The organism is Janthinobacterium sp. HH102, assembly GCF_001758625.2.
In the GTDB taxonomy this organism is placed as follows: domain Bacteria; phylum Pseudomonadota; class Gammaproteobacteria; order Burkholderiales; family Burkholderiaceae_D; genus Janthinobacterium.
In genome coordinates this window covers 5,659,186-5,674,210 of record NZ_CP062062.1, presented here as the reverse complement: position 1 = coordinate 5,674,210, position 15,025 = coordinate 5,659,186, and the positions used below count along the sequence as shown (strand labels likewise).

The following is a 15,025-nucleotide window of genomic DNA, read 5'->3' as shown; positions in this document are numbered from 1 at the left end:
CGTCAGCGCGCCGCCACGTGTCCGTAGCAGGTTTTCAGTTTTGCGTAGTCGTAAAAGACGCTGCCCGGCGCGATGCGGGCGCCGTCGCAAGCGGCCTGGAAGTCCGTTTCCTTTTCGTTGTACAGCAGGCGCACGATGAGCTGCCCTGCCTCGTTGCGGTACACATCCCACTGCATATTGGCCGCCAGCGGCGAGACGTTCTGGCCGCGCCATGGATTGTTTTCATAACTGTAACTGACCGATGCCGGCAAGGGGGCCAGCGCCTGCTGCAAGCCCATGGCCGAAGCGAGCGGAATGATCATCTCGGCGTGCGTGAAGCGCAGCTTCGCCGCGTGGCGCACATCTCCCCTGGCCAGCGCATCGACCTCATTGAAAAAATCGTCGCGCAAGGCCAGCGCAAAGCGCCACGTCACACCGCTGCTTTCCTTGGTGGCCGGTCCCTTCTGGTAAAAATCCTCGTGGTCGGCGATATACGCGTAGTAGCGCGCATCCTCGGCAGGCATGTAGCGGCTGAAATCGACCGGCACTTCATGCCGCATGCCGGCCGCGATCGCATACAGCTCATACAGTTTTGTCGCGGCCGCATTCAGGCTGCGGATCACGGTCTTGCCGCTGCCCGTCATGGTGCGCGTGAACTTGCCGTCGGCGCTGGTGAAGGTGTAGCTGCCCGTGTCCGCATAGCTGGCGCGGCCGCCTTCCAACTGGTCGAGGAAGGCGGGAGAAAACAGCCGTTCGAGCACGTGGCGCGCATGCGCGGTCGCCGCAGGCAGCCTGGCCGGGGTTCCCATCAGCGCATCCAGCTGCTTGCTTCGTTCATAGTACTGGTAGGCCTGGCTGGCGGCATAGGTGGCGTAATACGGGTTGGCCGGATCGGTGACACGGTCCGTCTGCGGCGCCAGCTTGTGCGCGTACAGCAGGAAGCGGTTGACGCCATCGGGCTGCAATATCGGCTGTACCGCGGGCTTGCGCCCTTGCGGATATGGCGCCGGCGCGGGCGGAAGGTACAGCAAGGGCGTCAGCGCTGGCGCGTGCTCGAGCAGCGACTGCGTGAAGAAGCGCGAACTGTCGCGCGCGCGGTCCACGCCGGAATGAATGGTGACGAGCTGTCGCGGCGCCGTCGCCGCGTCTTGCCCCACTTGCGCGAACAGGGTGGGCAGGCGCGCCAGCATGCGCACGGCCAGCTGCCGGTGCTCGTCGATGCCCGTCTGCGACAGATTGCCGTAGCCGGGCCGCTCGATGCCGGCCACGCCATAACCGAGCAAGGCATTGGCCTTCATCAGGGCCAGGATGTCGGGGCCGAGTTCGCGGCCCAGGGGCGTGAGCGCATCCTGCGCGGCGGCCTGCTGCCACATCGCATACAGGGCCGCGTCGTTCTTCATGCTTGTGAGTCCGCGCGAACCGTGGCGCGCCACCAGTTGCGTGAAGATGGGCTGGAAGCCGGCCGGCGGCGCGGCATAGGTGGCCGGGTCCTGCTGCGGCGCATACGGCGTCTTGGTCTGGTAATGGCCTTCGACGGCCAGCGTGGGACCGGCGCACATGGCGAGGGCCAGGGCCAGCGGGATGCTGGCCAGGGGAAGCGATGGAGGCATGGGAGTCCGTGACGTGATGAGTTCCTGGGCGCAAGCCTAGCATCAAACGCCAAACTGGCGGGCACGGCTGGGAGCCGGCCCGCCTGCACTCCGTGATTACTGCGCCACGTGGCCGTAGCAGGTCTTCAGCTTCGCATATACATAGAAATGGCTGCCGGCCGCATGGCGCGCGCCATCGCAGGCGGCCTGGAAGTCGGTTTCCTTTTCGTTGTACAGCATTTTTACCAGCACATTGCCGCTGGCGTCGCGGTACACGTCCCACTGCATGTTGGCCGCCATCGGCGCCACGTACAGGCCGCGCCAGCTGCTGTTGTCATAACTGTAGGTCTGCGCCGCCGGCAGCGCGCCGACGACGGTCTTCAGGCCCATGGCCGTGGCCAGCGGGATGATGGCTTCCGCATGCGTGAAGCGCAGCTTGGCGCCGTGCGACAGGTCGCCGCGCGCGATGGCGTCCACTTCCGTGAAGAAGTCCTCGCGCAGCGCGCGCACGTAGTTCCAGGTGACGCCGGCGCTTTCCGTGGTGCCGGGACCCTTGTTGTAGAAATCCTGGTAATCCTGCACGAAGGCCTGGTACTTGGCCGCGTCCGACGGCATGTACTGCACGAAGTCGGCTTTGACCTCGTTCGTCATGCCGGCCATGATGGCGTACAGGTTGTACAGCACGGACGCGGCATCGGCCAGGCCCTTGATGGTGGTCTCGCCGTCGCCCGTGACAGTGTTGGTGAACTTGCCGTCGTCGCTGGTGAAGCTGTAAGTACCCGTATTGGCGAAGCTGTAGGTGCCGTTGTCGATCTTGTCGACAAACGCCTTGCTAAACAGCCGTTCCAGCACTGCACGGCCCAGGGTGCGCGCCGTGGCGTCCGTGTCGATGGCCGTGTACTTGGCCAGGAAGTCGGGGCTTTTCAGGTAGTTCTGGTAGGCCTGGCTGTCCTGGTAGGTCTGGTAGTAGCCGTCGAGGGCATCGGTGACGAGGTCCGTCTTGGGCACCAGCTTGTGCGCATACAGCAGGAAGCGGTTGGTGCCAGCTGGCTGCGCCACGGGCTTGCCGGCCGGGTAGCCGGCGGGCGCGGGCGGCAGGGTGATCAGCGGCGCGACGTTGGGTGCCGTGGCGGCCAGCGACTGCGCAAAATACGCGGCGCTGTCCTTGGCGCGGTCCACGCCGGAACTGACGGTGACGATCTGGCGCGGCGCGCTGGCGGCGTTCGCGCCCAGTTGCGTGAACAGGGCGGGCAGGCGCGCCAGCATGCGCACGGCCAGCTGCTTGTGCTCATTGATGCCCGTCTGCGACAGGTTGCCGTAGCCGGGCGCCGTGATGCCGTCCACGCCGTAGCCGAGCAGCGCGTTGGCCTTCATCAGTTTCAGGATGTCGGCGCCCAGCTTTTGCCCCAGCGGCGTGAGCGCATCGTCGGCGGCGGCCCTTTGCCAGACGTTGTAGAAGGCGGCGTCGTACTTCATGCTCGACAGGCCGCGCGAACCGTGGCGCGCCACCAGTTCGGTGAACACGGGCGCGTAGCCGGCCGGCGCGGCTTCATACGTGGCCGCCTCCTGCTGCGGCGTGTACGGCGTCTTGGTCTGGTAATAGGTGGCGGGCGGCGGCGTCACAGGGGGTGTCACCGGCGGCGTGACAGGGGGCGTCACCGGAGGCGTTGTCTCGCCGCCGCCACAGGCGGCCAGGGAGAGCATCAGGATGGACAGGGGGAGATGGCGTGCATGCAGCATGGCGTTTCCTTTGGATGTGAGTTGCCCGGGCGCGCCGCGCAGGACGGCGCACCCAGGGCAGACAGGCAGGATGGTGGAATTTAGAGCTTGAGGGCCTTGGCCAGGCTGTTGGCGCGCGCATCGCGCTCGCTCAATGGCGCCAGGCCATGGCGTTCCTCGATGAACTTCAGGATCGACACGGTTTCATACTCGGTATGGTCGATATGCCCGCCTTCGCTGAACGGCGAGATGACGAGGGCGGGGATGCGCGTGGCCGGGCCGAAGCGGTCGCCTTTGGGCGGCGCCACGTGGTCCCAGAAGCCGCCGTTTTCATCGGTGGTGACGATGATGACGGTATCCTTCCATTGCGGGCCTTCCATGATGGCGTTGATGATGGCCACGCCCTCGTCATCGCCGGCCGCCACGCTCGATTTGTCCATCCCCGGATGCATGTTCTTCTTGCCCATGGGCTTGTAGAACGAGACGGGCGGCAGCTTGCCCGCCTGGACGTCGGCGATCATGTCGGAGCGGTCCTTCAGGTGCGTGGCGCGCTGCTGCGGGCTGTCGATGAAGCGCTTGAAGTAGGTGAACGGCTGGTGGTGATACGAGAAATCGTCGGCCTTCTTGCCCGACTTGGTCGAGGCGACGGCGATGTCGTAGCCGTCCGCATAATAGACCCAGGATATGCCCTTGTCCGTCAGGCGGTCGCCGATGGTGGGCATGGTTTGCGGCGGCAGGAAGGTCTGCTTCTTGGTCGGATCGAACAGCAGCGGGCCCTGCATGGTGTTGACGGCGTAGCCGTCCTGCGTCACTTCTGCTTCCTCGCCCTTCTTGTGGCCGGTGCCGCGCTCATCCTGGGCGACGATGGATTTGGGCGCGTTCGGGAACACGGGCGTGCAGGCGCAGGTCAGCCACATGTGGTTGAGGAAGGAACCGCCGTAGGCGGACTGGAAGAAGCGGTCGGCCAGGGTGTAGCGCTGCGCCAGGGCCCACAGTTTGAGCTTGCTGCCGTCGAAATAGCCCATGGGCAGGGCGCCCGTATTGCCCTCGACGACGAAGCGGTCGTTCTTGCCGTCGTTGATCTGGCGCTTGTGCGTCCAGAATGCGTGCACGGGACTGGCCGTCTTGTCGCCCAGCGACACGCTCGGCTCCATGTGGAAGGGCGCGTTGGCGATGTCGCCCTTGAAGCGCTGGTCCAGGCCGCCCTTGTCGAGCGCCACGGCGGGCAGCATCGCATAGGGCTTGCCGTCGGGACCGGTCTGCGTGGTGGTGTCCGGCGAGCGGCCATTGGCGATGCCGTCGGCGCCGGGGAAGGTACCGAACAGGTGGTCGAAGCTGCGGTTTTCCATGTACACGACGACGATCTGGCCGATCTTCGCCAGCTTCGGATCGGCGGCGGCACTGGCAGCCGTATTGTGCTGCATGCCGGCGGGGGTGGTGCAGGCCGCCAGGCCGATGGCCCCGGCGCCGAACAGGGCGATTCTTAGAACGTGGTTCAACATAACGGTCTCCTTGATACGCCTCCGTGGACGGGGCGCTTTTTTTAGTGGTATGGCCAGAACAGGCTTCTTGAAGAAATTGCACACGTGTGCAGCACGCGTGTGCAAACAGTAACCCGGATTTTTTTCGATGTCAACAAGTACAGGCGGAGGATGAAAAAGTGTGGAAAACGGGGAACGGCGGGCGCTGCGGGGCGGTGGGGGCGGGCAGACGGCGTTGCGCCATCTGCCGTATTGAGTCGCTTAGCGCGTCGTGCCGCGCCGCACCAGCGTGACGGGGACTTCCTTCAGGCGGCCCGGCATGGCAAATTTTTCCATGCGCTCGACCAGGCTCTTGACGGCGCGACGCGCCAAGTCGCCCGCATCCTGGCGGATGGTGGTCAGCTGGTAGGCGTCGAGCGCCGCCATGGGAATGTCGTCGAAGCCGATCACCTGCAATTGCGCGGGCACGTCGATGCCGTACTTGCTGCGCGCCGCGTCGATGAAGCCGCAGGCGATCAGGTCGGTGGCGCAAAAGACGCCGTCGGGCAGCTTGCCCGAGGCGAGCAGGGCGTCGGCCGCTTCCTGGCCCGCCTGGTAGCCGATGGCGTCGGCCAGGTATTCGCCGGCCGTGCAGCGCTTCTTCGCCACGGCCGGCGCCAGGTGGTCGAGGAAGGCCTTGCCGCGCGCGATGCCGCTGAAACTGCTGGCGCGCGTGTTGACGAAGGCCAGCCGTTTGGCGCCGCTGTCGAGCAGGGTGCTGGCCGCCAGTTCGCCGCCATGGCGGTTGTCGCTGTTGACCACGTCCACGCCCTTCAGGTCGCGCGCGCGGTTGATCATGGCCACCGGTACTTGCCGCTGCAGGTATTCCGTCGCCACGGCGGACGGCGGCGAGCCGGACGTCATGATGACGCCGGAAATCTTGTAGCTGAGGAGGATGCGCAGCAGTTCGCTGAGGCGTTCGGGATCTTCCGCATTCATCAGCAGCGGCACCAGCGCATGTTCGCTCAGGCTGCGCGTGACTTCGCCCAGCAGGGCCACGCGGAACGGGTCCGTGAAGCCCGTGATGACGACGCCCACCAGATTGCTTTGCCCCTGGTTCATGCTGCGCGCCAGGATGTTGACCTGGTAGCCCAGCGACTGCGCCGCTTCCATCACGCGGGCCCGCGTTTCGGGTGCCACGCTGGCGCCGGGCGTGAATGTGCGCGAGACGGCGGAGCGCGAGACGCCGGCCCGTTTGGCGACGTCGATCGAAGTGACCCAGGACTTGTCTTTTTGTTCCATTGACGGTGTAGATGATTGAGAGGCCGATACACGATGCGGTGCGGCGCAACGCCGCGCCATCATCTTAGCCGAAAATCCCGGCCGCGGCGCGAACTGAATGCCGGTGGCACTATCAGTCACGCGGCGCGGGCCGGCGTGCCGGCCCTCAGCTTTTCAATCGTCTTACCACTTCGGCGTGTACTTCAGGGTAAACTGCACGTTGCGCGGGTCGCCATAATAGTTGTTCGACCCGGTGGTGTTGTAGGCCGGGATGATGTAGCGCTTGTCGAACAGATTGTTGACGTTGACCGACAGGGCCACTTGCGGCGTGGCTTGCCAGCCCAGGCGTGTATTCCAGATCGAGAAACCGGCAACCTTGAACGTGCGTTCGGTATCGACCGTATGGCTTTGCAGGCTGGTGCCGGCGCCCACGCTGAACTTGTCCCACGCGCCGGGCAGGGTATAGCTGGACCAAAGGCGCAGCATGTGCTTCGGCGTCCACGTGGAAAAGACCTGGCCCTTGTTGTCCGGATCGTCGAGGTAGGTCGTCGTCGTGTAGGCATAGCCGGCCGACAGCTGCAGGCCGCGCGCCACTTCGCCCGACACCTCCGCTTCCAGGCCCTGGCTGCGCACCTTGCCCGAGGCGCGCGAGCAGTACCAGCCGTCGCAGGCGAAACCGGCAGCGTAGTCGGTGACGGCGCGGTCCTTGTGGTCATAGCGGAATACGGCCAGCGAGGTGTTGACCTTGCCGTCCAGCAGTTCACCCTTGATGCCGCCTTCGTAGCTGCTGCCCGTGATCGGCTTGAGGGTGCGGCCGGCCACATCGTGGTTCGTCTGCGGCTGGAACACGTCCGCATAGCTGGCGTAGGCCGACCATTGCGGCGTCAATGCATAGATCAGGCCCACGGATGGCGTGAACTTGGCCGTGGCGCGGGTGGCGTCGCGGTAGCCGTCCGGTGTGGCATACAGGAAGTCGTACCAGCTGAAGCGCCCGCCCAGCAGGGCTTTCAGCTTGCCCGTCAGCTGGCCGTTCCAGGTGGCGTACAGCCCTTTCTGGCGCATGTCGTAGGTGCTGTAGCTGCTCACGCCGCGCGCGGCGATGCTGTCGAAGTCCTGCCACGGGCGATGGTGCTTGATGTTGAAGATATCCGCGCCTGTTTCCCACGCGCGCGCATAGCGGTCGTTCGACGTCATGCTGACATAGCTGGCGCCGGCGACGACTTCCTGCGCGATGCCCAGGCCGTCGAATTTGCCGCGCACGAAAGCGTCGATGCCGCGCTTGCGGTTGTCGAAATCGGTGGAAAAGTCGCCATAGCGCGCGCCGCTGCCATCGGGTTTGATGGCGAAGGCCGTGCGTTGGTGCGTGGAGCTGGTGCTTTCATTCATGCCCAGCGCCGAGGCCTTCAGGCTCCATTGCGTATTGAAGTGGTGTTCCAGGTCCAGGTAGACGGTGCTCTGTTCCACCAGGCTGCGGTTCCAGTCGGCGCCCGTGAAGGTGGAGCGCGGCAGCGGCAGTGCGCTGCCGTCGACGTAGCGGGGCAGGCCGATGAACGTGGGGCGGCCGTGGGCCTTGACGTGGCTGGCGGCCAGGCCGACCGTGGTGGCGGGCGCCAGGTCGTAGTCGATTGCCGCGTACAGGGTGCGGCTCTTGCTCCATACCTGGTCGATGAAGGAGTGGCTGTCGTCCTCGTCGACGATGGCGCGTCCGCGCAGGGTAGCTTCCGCGTTCAGGGGGCTGCTGATGTCGACCTGGGCGCCATAGTGGTCCCAGGAACCGGCGCGCCCCGTCAGCGTGATCGCGCGTGTGGCCAGCGGGCGCTTGCGCACCAGGTTGACGGAACCGCCGGGGCTGCCCGTGCCAACGAGCATGCTGGAAGCGCCGCGCAGCACTTCCAGGCGGTCGTAGATGACCATGTTTTCCTGGCCCCAGTTACCCAGCGCATAGGTGTTGCGGTCGATCGGCACGCCGTCGTATTGCCATTGGTCGATCTGGAAGCCGCGCGCCGTGATGACCACGCCCGGGCCCACGCCATGCACGCCCACCACGCCGGTGACGTTGTTGACAGCTTCGCGCAAGTCCGTGATGCCCTGGTCGTCCAGGCGCTGGCGCGTCAGCACGCTGACCGATTGCGGGATGTCCTTCATCGCTTGTTCACCCTTGCCGATGGTGAGCTTGCGCGCCGTGTAGGAACCGCTGCCTTCCGTGGTGGCGCCTTGTTCGGCCTGGCCGACGATGGTAATCGAGGGCATGGTGCGCTCGCCCGCCGAAGCGGAGCTTGCCGCCGCCGTGGGGGCGGACGCCGGTGCGGCCACCAGCACATAGCCGGTGGACGTCTTGCCGATGGCATAGCCGCTGCCGCGCAGCAGCATGGCGAAGCCGTCGTCGATGGCGTAGCTGCCTTGCAGGCCGGCCGTCTGCAGCCCCTGCACCTTGGCCGCGTCGATGACGATGGACACGCCCGCCTGCTGTGCATAGCGGTTCAGGGCGCCGGCCAGCGGGCCGGCGGGAATGGCGTAGCTGGCGACCGCCGGCACGGCCTGGGCGGCTGCCTGGGCATGCAGGGCGGCGCCAGCGAGCAGCATGGCCGCCAGGGCCAGCGGGCGCAGACGCGTGCGCAGGGTGTTCGGGGAGGAAACGGCAACGACTTGAGCGTACATGGTGACAGCCTTTTTTGAATGATCTCAGCTGCCTTGACGCGCGAGATGCGCCAACACGAACCTGCGTGGCAAATTATTTTTTTGCGGTGCCAGTGCTTGGCGCGTCGACCATCACCAGGTAGCGCGTCAGCATGCGGATGCGCAGTTGCGGGAAATTGTCGATCAACAGCTGCAGCGCCTTGTCCGTGTCGTCCAGCGGCAGCACGGCCGCCACGCGGATGCCGGCGATCTGCGCGCGGTCGTAATGCAGCTGGCCGGGACGGTGGCGCGCCAGCTCGTCGAGCACCTCGGCCAATGGCTGGTCGTCGACCACCAGCTGGTGCGCGTGCCACGCTTGCTGCACGCTGACCGCATCGATGGTTGTTAGCGGTCCGACGCCATCGCCCGTGATGCGCGTGCGCTGGCCCGCCCGCACCACGACGGCAGGATGTTGCGGCACCTGCGCCGATACTGTCGACTCCAGCATGTTCAGGATGGTGGCGCCGTCTTCCCGGCGCACGCTAAAGCGCGTGCCCAGCGCGCGGATCGCCGCCTGCCTGCTGTCGACGATGAAGGGGCGCTGCACATCCTTGGCGACGTCGACGAGGATGTCGCCACGCACCAGTTCCACGTGCCGCTCGCCCGCAGTAAAGCGCACGTTGACGGCGCTGCCGCCGGCCAGGGTGATCCGGCTGCCGTCGGCCAGGATGTGCGACTGCCATTGCCCTGTGGGGCTGCGCAGGTCGGCCAGCAGGTAGGCGGGGCGCTCGCTGGCGACCATGGCCGTGCCCAGCACCAGCATGGCGACGGCACTGGCGGCGGCCAGCTGGCGCAGGCGCTGGCGGGGGCGATCGGGGGAGATGGCGGCCAGGGCGGCCCGGGCGGGGCGATGGTCGCCGCCGGCCGGCTCGCGCACGGCGTGCAACTGGCGCAGCAGGTTTTCCATGCCGGCCGCTGCGTTCGCGTGCAGCGGGTCGGCCGCCTTCCATGCGGCGAAGCCGGAGCGTGCCTGTTCGCGCTCGGCCGGGTCGTCGGCGCTCAGGCGCACGATCCACTGCGCGGCCTGTTCGGCTGTCGCGTCGGTGCGCGCGCCCTTCATGCCGCCATGGCCGGGCAGGCGTGGCGGCAGGCCAGCAAGGCTTGCACCAGGTATTTTTGCACCATGCGCGTGGAGACGTTCAGCTGCGCGGCGACGGCGGCCTGCGGCTGCTCTTCCAGGTAGTGCAGCAAGAAGGCGTCGCGCGCCCTGGCGGACAAGCCGGCCAGCGCCGTGGCGATCTGCCCGAGCGCCTGCACTGCCATCAGGATCTCGTCCGGCGACGGCGCGCCGGGCAGGCTGTCGGCCAGCAGGGCCAGTTCCGCCAGGTAGCTGCGTTCAAGTACCTGCCGGCGCGCGCGGTCGAGCAGCAAGCGCTTCGCCGTGGTGGACAGATAGGCGCGCGGCTCGCGCATGCCGAACAGGGCGTCGCGCGAGGCGATGATGCGCACGAACGTGTCTTGTGCCACATCGGCCGCGCCATGCGGACAGCTGAGCTTTTTGCGCAGCCAGCCCACCAGCCAGCCATGATGCTCGCTGTAAAGCGACTGCACTTGCTGTTGCAGGCTGGGTTGGATGGCGGACATGGGGAATGAATAATATAAATGAGAATTATTCTCATTGTAAGCGCCAGCGGCGTCTCGCCACAATCCCCGATTGCATGCGGAGGGGGCGGGTGTTGCGCGCAGGCCGCATGCGCGGCGGCCGGAAATGAAAAAACCCGCCGCTGCACGGGGCAGGGCGGGTTCATCAATGCTGCAAATTCTTGGTGGTGATAGGTGGACTTGAACCACCGACCCCAGCATTATGAATGCTGTGCTCTAACCAACTGAGCTATATCACCAAACAGACCGGTCAGACCGGATGCTGGTTTTGACCAGGTGAAACCTGATCGATGTTCTTTGGTGGTGATAGGTGGACTTGAACCACCGACCCCAGCATTATGAATGCTGTGCTCTAACCAACTGAGCTATATCACCCAACAGCCGAGCATTATCCAGTCTTCCGATTTCCTTGTCAATGCTGGCGCAAAAAAATGTGCGGGTTTTTCGTGGTGGATTGTTGTATGGCTATTTCAGCAACGCTTGAATCTGCGCCAGCATGGCCGCGGCCGGGTCACGTCCCAGGCAATCGATGACGATGCGTTCCGGCATCGAGCGTAACCTAAGTCGAGCCTAGCGCTTGGCCAGTTGTTGTGTGGCGACGCTTATGTCAGCAAAGGGGCGATTTGTGCCAGCATGGCATTGGCCGGATCAGCTCCCAGGCAATCGATGACGATGCGCTCCGGCATCGAGCGCAGCCATGTCAGCTGCCGCTTGGCCAGCTGGCGCGTGGCGATGATGCCGGTCTCGCGCAGCGCGGCGCGGTCGATGCGGCCGTCGAGGTATTCCCAGGCCTGGCGGTAGCCCACGCAGCGCATCGAGGGCAGGCCCGGGTGCAGGTCGCCGCGCCGGCGCAGCTGCTCCACTTCATCGAGCAGGGCGTCGTTTTTCAGCATCAGGTCGAAGCGCGTGGCGATGCGCGCGTGCAGCACGGCGCGGTCGGACGGCTCCAGCGCGAACGATTGCAATTGAAATGGCAGCACGGTCTTTTCGCGGCGGTCCAGCAGGGCCGACATGGGCTGGCCGGACAGGGCGATGATTTCCAGCGCGCGGCCGATGCGCTGCGCGTCCTGCGGCGCCAGGCGCGCGGCCGTGACGGGGTCCTGCTCGGCCAGGCGCGCATGCATGGCGGGCCAGCCGATGGCGGCCGCGTCTTCTTCCAGCCGGGCGCGCAGCACCGGATCGGCGCCGGGCAAGTCGTCGAGGCCATCGGCCAGGCCCTTGAAGTACAGCATGGTGCCGCCGACGAGCAGCGGCAGCTTGCCGCGCGCGGAGATGTCCGCCACCAGACGCAGGGTATCGTTGCGGAACTGGGCCACGGAATACGCATCGAGCGGGTCGATGATGTCGATCAGATGATGCGGTACCTGGGCCAGTTCTTCTTGCGACGGCTTGGCCGTGCCGATATCCATGCCCCGGTAGACGAGGGCGGAATCGACGGAAATGATCTCGGACGGGATCGCTTGCGCGATGGCCAGCGCACTGGCCGTCTTGCCGCTGGCCGTGGGGCCCATGATGGCGACGGCCAGGGGGAGGTGTGGGGTGTTTTGCATGTTGACTCGTGTAAGGTGATGCGTAGGTCGGCTTAGCGCAAGCGTAAGCCGACGTGATGACGCCGCTGCAGTGTCGGATTACGCTTGCGCTAATCCGACCTACTGGCCGCGCAGGAACAGCTTGTCTAGCGCGTTGATCTCGACCTGCACCCAGGTGGGTCGGCCATGGTTGCACTGGTCGGCGCGTTCCGTGCTCTCCATCTGGCGCAGCAGGGCGTTCATCTCTTGCACCGACAAGATCCGGTTGGCGCGCACGGCCGTGTGGCAGGCCAGGGTGCCCAGCAATTCGTTCTGGCGCTCGATCAGCACGCGCGAGCCGCCGTATTCGCGCACGTCGCGCAGCACGTCGCGCGCCAGGGTTTGCGCGTCCGCGTTCTTGAGCAGGGTCGGCACGGAGCGCACGGCCAGGGTGGTGGGCGACAGGGCGGCGATATCGAAGCCCAGCGCTTTTAACGTCTCCTGGTTTTCATTCGCCGTCGACACTTCGATGGCGTCCGCGTAGAACGTCACGGGGATCAGCAAGGATTGCACCTGCATGTCCTGGCCGGAGACCTGCGCCTGCAGCGCGTTTTTCAGCTGTTCGTACAGGATGCGCTCGTGCGCCGCGTGCATGTCGACCAGCACCAGGCCCTTGGTGTTCTGCGCCAGGATGTAGATGCCGTGCAGCTGGGCCAGGGCAAAGCCCAGCGGATATTCTTCGCGCGCCATCGCTTCGGGCGAGGCGATGTAGGGCTCCGCCTGCGTGACCGGCGAGTTGGCGGCACCTGCGCCGCCGCCGAACAGGGCGCCGTAGGCCGCCGTGTCCTGGGCCACGCCTGGCGCGTCGGCAAAGAAGGGGCGGGCCGCGCCGGGCGAGGCGGGCGCGAAGGTATTCGTAAATTGCGCGCCGAACGAGGTCTGCGTCTGTTCGCGGCGCCAGATGCCGGGGCCGCCATTAGCTGAGCCGGCGTCGCCGCCGCCCAGGGTGGAGGCTGCCGGCAGCGGTGCCGGCACGCTGCCGAACGCCGTGGCCGATGTCTGCGCCAGCGCGCGCTGCACCGCGTGGAAGACGAACTGGTGCACGGAGCGGCTGTCGCGGAAGCGTACTTCGATCTTCGACGGATGCACGTTGACGTCGACCAGGGCCGGGTCGAGGTCGAGCGCCAGCACGTACGACGGGAAGCGGTCGCCATGCAGCACGTCCTGGTAGGCCATGCGCACGGCGTGCACGAGCAGCTTGTCGCGCACGAAGCGCCCGTTGACGTAAAAGAACTGGCCGTCGGCGCGCGCCTTCGACGCCGTCGGCAAGCCGGCAAAGCCGTGAATGCGCAGGCTGCCGGCCGACTCGTCCAGCGCCAGGCGCGCTTCGGCGAAGTCGTTGCCCAGGATGTGGGCGCTGCGCTTGGCCAGTTCGCTGATATTCCACTGGTCGATGGTGCGGCCGTTGTGCGACAGCGAGAACGACACGTCGGGCCGCGCCAGCGCGATGCGGCGCACGACTTCGGCGCAGTGGCCGTACTCCGTCTGCTCGGATTTGAGGAATTTGCGCCGCGCGGGCGTGTTGAAATACAGGTCCTGCACGTCGACCGTGGTGCCGTGCGCGCCCGACGACGGCGACACGCTGCCGTTGTGCGAGCCGACGATTTCCCACGCATGGGCCGCATCCATCGTGCGCGAGGTCACGGTGACGGCGGCCACCGAGGCGATCGAGGCCAGTGCCTCGCCCCGGAAGCCCAGGGTGCCCACGTTTTCCAGGTCGTGCAGCGATGCGATCTTCGAGGTGGCGTGGCGCGCCAAGGCCAGCGGCAGCTGGTCTTTGTCGATGCCGCGCCCGTTGTCGGTGATCGCGATGCGTTTCACGCCCCCTTCTTCCAGCCGCACCGTGATCTGCGTGGCGCCCGAGTCGAGCGCGTTTTCCAGCAGCTCCTTGACCACGGCCGACGGCCGCTCGACCACCTCGCCGGCGGCGATTTGCGAAATCAACTGGTCAGGCAGGGCCTGGATCGGGCGGTGGGGCGTGATGGGAGCGTTCATGCCTTAATTATACCGGGGTCAGACCCGCAACGCCGCCTACGCAAAGCGTAGCGCCAACGTACTTGGGGTCAGACCCTCAACACCGTTAACACAAAATTTGGCGCTAACGTACCCGGGGGTCTGACCCCAGCCTTGATCCATATTTACTTCGCCACCTCCCGCACCGGTATCGGCGCATTGCACAGGTCGACGTGGCCGGCCGTGACCTTGCTCCACGGGCCGCCGCGGTGGCGCTGGGCTTCCAGCACGGCCTGGTAGGCGGCGCTGTCGGTGCGCATCACTTCCAGGTTCACGCGCTGTTCCGGTGGCACGCTGGCGGCCAGGCGGATGGACTTGATCGGCACGTTTTTCTCGGGGCTGTCGTAAAAGCCCATGGGCGCCGTGCCGCGCGGCAGGGTGGACAGCAATGGCATGCCGGAGACGACCCGGCCGACGACCGTGATGTCGCGGTCCAGGTGGCGCGGCGACTGGCCGATGACGGCGTACAGCTCGGTGCCGCCGCCGCTATCGCTGGCGCTGTCGCGGCCCACGCCCACGGTGGCATAGCAATGCGTGAGCCAGGCCGTGCCGGTTTTCGGGTCGCGCGCGGATGGGAAGCCGTTCGAATGGCCGACCTGCGGCGCATAGCCGTCAACGTCCGGCAGGCGCGTGAAGCTCTTGATGTTTTTCAATGGCACGGTGAATTCGCCGGGCAGGGTGCGCTGGGCGTGCTGGATGGGCTTGGGATTTTTCTCGTTCGGATCGCCCCACTGGGCCACCCAGTTGTCCTGCGCGCGCGTGATGGCCAGGCCGTCGTAATACTGTTCCGCCACCAGGGCCTTGATGTTGGCCACGTGCTTCGGTGCGAAGTCGGGCGCCAGTTCGATCACCACGCGGCCGGCGGGAATGTCCAGGTACAGGGTGTTGTCCGGGTCCAGCGCACGCCAGTCGGACGGCTTCGAGGCCTTGATCACGTCGGCCAAGGTCGCCTTGGCGGGCAGTTCGGCGGGCGCCTTGATCTGGACAGGGGCCGCGTGGGCCGTCAGATGTGCAAGGCCCAGTACGGTGGCCATGGTCAGGCCGCTCAATGGGTGTCGATACATGTTTTCTCCTGGTGGGCGCGGGTTGCGCCGTGGAGAAAGTGTATACCGGAATGGCAATATTTCGCTGTAAAAAC

10 protein-coding genes and 2 tRNA genes are annotated in these 15,025 nt (G+C 66.0%); all 12 read right to left on the bottom strand.

Annotated elements, in window-relative coordinates; translation table 11 throughout:
- Positions 1–2: 2 nt before the first annotated feature.
- Positions 3–1,589 carry a histidine-type phosphatase gene (locus JAB4_RS25825; RefSeq protein WP_070220786.1) on the bottom strand — a complete coding sequence of 529 codons (1,587 nt, stop codon included), beginning with the start codon at positions 1,587–1,589 and terminating at the stop codon, positions 3–5.
- 96 nt (positions 1,590–1,685) lie between these two features.
- Complete coding sequence (locus JAB4_RS25820) at positions 1,686–3,308, bottom strand: histidine-type phosphatase (protein WP_070220787.1); 1,623 nt, start codon at positions 3,306–3,308, stop codon at positions 1,686–1,688.
- Between the two features lie 80 nt (positions 3,309–3,388).
- Positions 3,389–4,789, bottom strand: a complete 1,401-nt coding sequence (locus tag JAB4_RS25815) for an alkaline phosphatase family protein (RefSeq protein ID WP_070220788.1) — start codon at positions 4,787–4,789, stop codon at positions 3,389–3,391.
- A 240-nt stretch (positions 4,790–5,029) separates the two neighbouring features.
- A complete protein-coding gene (locus JAB4_RS25810; RefSeq protein ID WP_070220789.1) occupies positions 5,030–6,049 on the bottom strand; it encodes a LacI family DNA-binding transcriptional regulator in 1,020 nt (339 codons plus the stop codon).
- A 162-nt stretch (positions 6,050–6,211) separates the two neighbouring features.
- Positions 6,212–8,686 (bottom strand): TonB-dependent receptor, encoded by a 2,475-nt coding sequence (locus tag JAB4_RS25805; protein WP_083287337.1) that lies wholly within the window; start codon positions 8,684–8,686, stop codon positions 6,212–6,214.
- A 73-nt stretch (positions 8,687–8,759) separates the two neighbouring features.
- Complete coding sequence (locus JAB4_RS25800; protein ID WP_070300266.1) at positions 8,760–9,764, bottom strand: FecR domain-containing protein; 1,005 nt, start codon at positions 9,762–9,764, stop codon at positions 8,760–8,762.
- Positions 9,761–10,288 carry a sigma-70 family RNA polymerase sigma factor gene (locus JAB4_RS25795; protein WP_070223020.1) on the bottom strand — a complete coding sequence of 176 codons (528 nt, stop codon included), beginning with the start codon at positions 10,286–10,288 and terminating at the stop codon, positions 9,761–9,763. Before JAB4_RS25795 ends, JAB4_RS25800 begins: the two co-directional genes overlap by 4 nt.
- Before the next feature lie 180 nt (positions 10,289–10,468).
- Positions 10,469–10,545: transfer RNA gene (locus JAB4_RS25790), tRNA-Met, on the bottom strand.
- Between the two features lie 59 nt (positions 10,546–10,604).
- A tRNA-Met gene (locus tag JAB4_RS25785) sits at positions 10,605–10,681 on the bottom strand.
- 227 nt (positions 10,682–10,908) lie between these two features.
- Complete coding sequence (gene miaA / locus JAB4_RS25780) at positions 10,909–11,856, bottom strand: tRNA (adenosine(37)-N6)-dimethylallyltransferase MiaA (protein WP_070223023.1); 948 nt, start codon at positions 11,854–11,856, stop codon at positions 10,909–10,911.
- 99 nt (positions 11,857–11,955) lie between these two features.
- Positions 11,956–13,869: a DNA mismatch repair endonuclease MutL gene (gene mutL / locus JAB4_RS25775; RefSeq protein WP_070223025.1), complete on the bottom strand. Its 1,914-nt coding sequence runs from the start codon at positions 13,867–13,869 to the stop codon at positions 11,956–11,958.
- 143 nt (positions 13,870–14,012) lie between these two features.
- Complete coding sequence (locus JAB4_RS25770; protein ID WP_070223027.1) at positions 14,013–14,951, bottom strand: peptidylprolyl isomerase; 939 nt, start codon at positions 14,949–14,951, stop codon at positions 14,013–14,015.
- Positions 14,952–15,025 lie beyond the last annotated feature (74 nt).

What these genes read in the sequence shown, in the direction of transcription:
- JAB4_RS25795 (WP_070223020.1), bottom strand. Translation starts at nt 10,288, where the DNA reads ATGTCCGCCATCCAACCCAGCCTGCAACAGCAAGTGCAGTCGCTTTAC.
- JAB4_RS25825 (WP_070220786.1), bottom strand. Translation starts at nt 1,589, where the DNA reads ATGCCTCCATCGCTTCCCCTGGCCAGCATCCCGCTGGCCCTGGCCCTC.
- mutL (WP_070223025.1), bottom strand. Translation starts at nt 13,869, where the DNA reads ATGAACGCTCCCATCACGCCCCACCGCCCGATCCAGGCCCTGCCTGAC.
- JAB4_RS25800 (WP_070300266.1), bottom strand. Translation starts at nt 9,764, where the DNA reads ATGAAGGGCGCGCGCACCGACGCGACAGCCGAACAGGCCGCGCAGTGG.
- JAB4_RS25820 (WP_070220787.1), bottom strand. Translation starts at nt 3,308, where the DNA reads ATGCTGCATGCACGCCATCTCCCCCTGTCCATCCTGATGCTCTCCCTG.
- JAB4_RS25770 (WP_070223027.1), bottom strand. Translation starts at nt 14,951, where the DNA reads ATGTATCGACACCCATTGAGCGGCCTGACCATGGCCACCGTACTGGGC.
- JAB4_RS25815 (WP_070220788.1), bottom strand. Translation starts at nt 4,789, where the DNA reads ATGTTGAACCACGTTCTAAGAATCGCCCTGTTCGGCGCCGGGGCCATC.
- JAB4_RS25805 (WP_083287337.1), bottom strand. Translation starts at nt 8,686, where the DNA reads ATGTACGCTCAAGTCGTTGCCGTTTCCTCCCCGAACACCCTGCGCACG.
- miaA (WP_070223023.1), bottom strand. Translation starts at nt 11,856, where the DNA reads ATGCAAAACACCCCACACCTCCCCCTGGCCGTCGCCATCATGGGCCCC.
- JAB4_RS25810 (WP_070220789.1), bottom strand. Translation starts at nt 6,049, where the DNA reads ATGGAACAAAAAGACAAGTCCTGGGTCACTTCGATCGACGTCGCCAAA.